This is a genomic window from Methylocucumis oryzae (assembly GCF_000963695.1).
Taxonomy (GTDB): Bacteria; Pseudomonadota; Gammaproteobacteria; order Methylococcales; family Methylomonadaceae; genus Methylovulum; species Methylovulum oryzae.
Map to the genome: position 1 here is coordinate 1 of NZ_LAJX01000165.1, position 3,573 is coordinate 3,573.

A 3,573-nucleotide genomic window follows, 5' to 3' on the forward strand; every position below is an offset into this window, starting at 1 on the left:
TCCCTGCTGCCGACACCTGAAGCCACAAGGATGTGGTGAATGCAGAAAACTCACGACTGCACGGATGCAGGAGGTAGAGCAATGCAGGAGCTATTGCCGAGGAGCAGTTTTCTGTCGTTCTAAACACCCTGTCCCGTCTTAAGTGTGTAGCCAGTTTTCGTTATCTTGTATTGCCGTAGGATGCGCTATGCGCATCTTTTTCATTGATTTTGAATGATGTTATGAAGGTACGCGCAGCGCACCCTACCTAAAAATCAAAAACTTGGCCGTTTGAAGTACATTATTTTTCTCCAACCAGCACTGTGTGAGGTTAAGTCTATGGGGTTATTCGGCAAATCAACCAATAAAAACAACAGCAATACTACCGAAGCAGCTCCAGACAAATGGCGGGATAAATATTTAGATTTATTAGATACTCAAGAGCAAAGCGAAAAAGAGCGTAAGTTTGAGCAAGAATTGCTATGCAAAGCTATTGTGCGCTTAAGCGTTGCAGCGTCTGGTTTTGACAATCAGCTTGACCCTTACTTATTGCGTATTCGCAGCCATTTAAAAAGCGGCATCAACAGTGTCCAATTAAAAGCCGAGTTAGAGCAGTTTACCGACGTATTAACCCGTATTACTGACGCATCTGAGCAACGTCCCGCAGCAACAACCTCCGTTGCTCAGACTGATGAGTCAGCTAGCCGCCGCGACATTGACTTATTATTTGAGTTTTTACTGCACCACTATCAAGAACCTCAGCAAAACAGTGCGCTAGTCAGCATAAGAGATAGCCTTACCTACCCACTAAACACTCAACAATTGTTTTTATCGATTGCTGAAATTATTGAGCGAAAACCAGAGCGCATTAAACAGACAAACAGCGAACTGCCGTTCATTATTGCCAGCCCAGCGGTTAATGAACCTGCCATCAATAAACACTTAATATCGCTGATTGAGCGCTTAGACATACCGGAAGCACTTACAGCTAAAGCGCAGGCATTAAAACAACAACTAAACAGCGCTCAAAACAATAAACTAGATGACCATCTCGACAACGTGATTAATTTCTTACTCGAAATTAACGCCGCTAACCTGCCTAAACAGCAAGAAATCGACAAATTTCTAGCCATTATTACCGAGCAACTGGCAGAGCTCGACAAAGCGGTCACGGGCTCAACCATGGCAGTGATTGATGCCAGTGTTAACCGGAGTAAATTAGACCAATCCGTCTCTGAGCAAATGAACGAATTGCACACCCGCTCTCTAGCGGCTACGCAACTAGAGCCATTAAAAGCGGTTATTTCTTCTAAAATTTCTCAAATAACCAAAGAAATCCACGAGCACAAAACCAAAGAACAAGCCCAACGCGAGCAAACCCAAAAGCAATTAGACGAATTAAGCCAAAAAATAAAGTCCATGGAGTCAGAAACCAGTGATTTAAAGTCTAAGCTGCAAACAGCAAGTACACATGCTATGCGTGACCCCTTAACCGACTTACCTAATCGTTTCGCTTATGATGAGCGCTTAACTATCGAAATCACTCGCTGGCAACGTTATCACACGCCTTTAAGCCTTATAGTTTGGGACATTGATTTTTTCAAGAAAGTGAACGACCAATACGGTCATCAAGCAGGGGATAAAGTACTGATCCATGTTGCTAAACAATTTACTGAAAACGCCCGCAAAGCTGACTTTACTGCTCGCTTCGGTGGTGAAGAGTTCACGATGTTGCTACCGCACACGAATAAACAATCGGCATTTAAACTCGCCCACAAATTACGCTATCTCATTGAGCAAAGTCGAATTAACATCAATGGCGAGCTATTAGCCGTTACTGTTTCCTGTGGCATTACCCAATTTATCGACGGAGACACCCACGAAGCCGCGTTTGCGCGCGCCGACCAAGCCTTGTATCGTGCGAAAGAACAAGGCCGCAACCAATGCTGCTTAGGCTAATCACCAAACTAAATCATCAGGAATAGCAAAAGCCGCATACGGGTCGTTATCATCAGCGACCGCCTTTACTTGCTCATTTAACAGAACAAGACTCCCCGCGTCTCGCTCTTGTATCTTTATACCAATCTCGGCCGACACAACCGCGTAGGTTTCCGCTGATTTAACAATCGCATAATCACCATTTATCAAACGCTGACGCATTAGGTCTGACACATAAAGCGTTTTCATTTTATTATTATCGTTAAAATGAAACGCCAAACTATCATCGCTGTTATCTAATGCTAAGCGGTTTAACTCAATTAACTGCTTAATTTGCGCGAGCACTTGCTTGTGTTGCTCTTGTTGATTACGCTGTTGATTAAGCGCTTTGTCGCGTTCGATTTTCTCAGCTTGTGCTTGTAATGCTAACTGCTTAGCATCATCCTCGACAACGATGTGATTTTTACGCTGTCTTTGCGTTTGCTTAAGCTTCTCAGCATGAACGGTTTTAGCTTGAGCTTTAGTAGCCAAGCCAGATTTTAACAATTGCTCCTGTAAAGATAATTTTTGCTTACTCATCGTGAGTCTCGTTAACTGTAAGAGGTAACAGGTAAAGTTAATAATGTAATAAGATGCCGGATAAACTCAATTTTTTGCTCAGTATTTGCAAACGGCTTGATAAACTTCAGTTTATCCATGCCATCAAATTTGTAAATAGCGGCTTCAGTTTGAATCAACTCAATTAATTTTTCTGCGTTAATCGTAGGATTAGCCTTAAAAACAATACTACCGCCCACCGCATGGGCATCGATTTTCTTAATACCACAAGGTTCAGCGAGCAGCTTAATCGAGGCCACCTCAAACAAGGTTTTGACGGGCTCAGGCAATAAGCCAAAACGGTCAATCATTTCCACTTGCAACTCATGCAAGTCCTCATCCGCTTCTGCGCTAGAAATGCGTTTATACAACACTAAACGCGCATGAATATCCGGCAAATAGTCATCGGGTATTAACGCCGCTGTTTGTAACTCAACTTCAGGCCCTTTATCCAGTGGAATATCTAGCTCAGGCTGTTTTCCTGATTTCAACGCATTAACGGCTCTTTCCAACAACTCGGTATATAACGTAAAACCAATTTCTTGAATTTGACCGCTTTGGTCATCGCCTAATAACTCGCCAGCCCCTCGGATTTCCATATCATGCGACGACAACATAAAACCAGCCCCTAAATCGCCTGATGCCTCAATCGCTTCTAAACGCTTTTGCGCGTCTTTACTCATTGCATCTTTAGGCGGCACGATGAAATACGCATAAGCGCGATGATGTGAACGCCCTACCCGACCACGTAATTGATGCAATTGCGCTAAGCCTAACTTATCGGCACGGTTAATAATAATCGTGTTAGCACTAGGAATATCAATACCGCTTTCAATAATGGTCGAACACAACAATAGATTGAAGCGCTGATGATAAAAATCCAACATAATGCGCTCTAACTCACGCTCAGGCATTTGTCCATGGGCGCTTTCAATCCGCGCTTCGGGAATTAATTTACCTAAATCCAACGCCATTTTCGGCATGGTTTTCACATCGTTATGCAGAAAAAAAVAWGACTTGTCCACCCCGCTTAATTTCACGCAAACACGCTTCTTTAAT

Annotated in this window: 2 protein-coding genes and 1 pseudogene; 1 reads left to right on the forward strand and 2 read right to left on the reverse strand. The window is 43.2% G+C overall.

Translation table 11 applies throughout. The features are described 5' to 3' along the window. Window positions 1-318: 318 nt before the first annotated feature. Complete coding sequence (locus VZ94_RS15180) at window positions 319-1,938, forward strand: GGDEF domain-containing protein (RefSeq protein WP_045779878.1); 1,620 nt, start codon at window positions 319-321, stop codon at window positions 1,936-1,938. On the opposite strand, the gene VZ94_RS15185 is transcribed toward VZ94_RS15180, so the two are convergent. Then, window positions 1,939-2,496, reverse strand: coding sequence for a DUF2058 domain-containing protein (locus VZ94_RS15185; protein WP_045779879.1), 558 nt, complete (start codon window positions 2,494-2,496; stop codon window positions 1,939-1,941). It abuts the gene before it with no gap. Window positions 2,497-2,507: 11 nt separating this feature from the next. Further along, window positions 2,508-3,573, reverse strand: a pseudogene (locus VZ94_RS15190) (TRCF domain-containing protein); the annotation flags it as partial.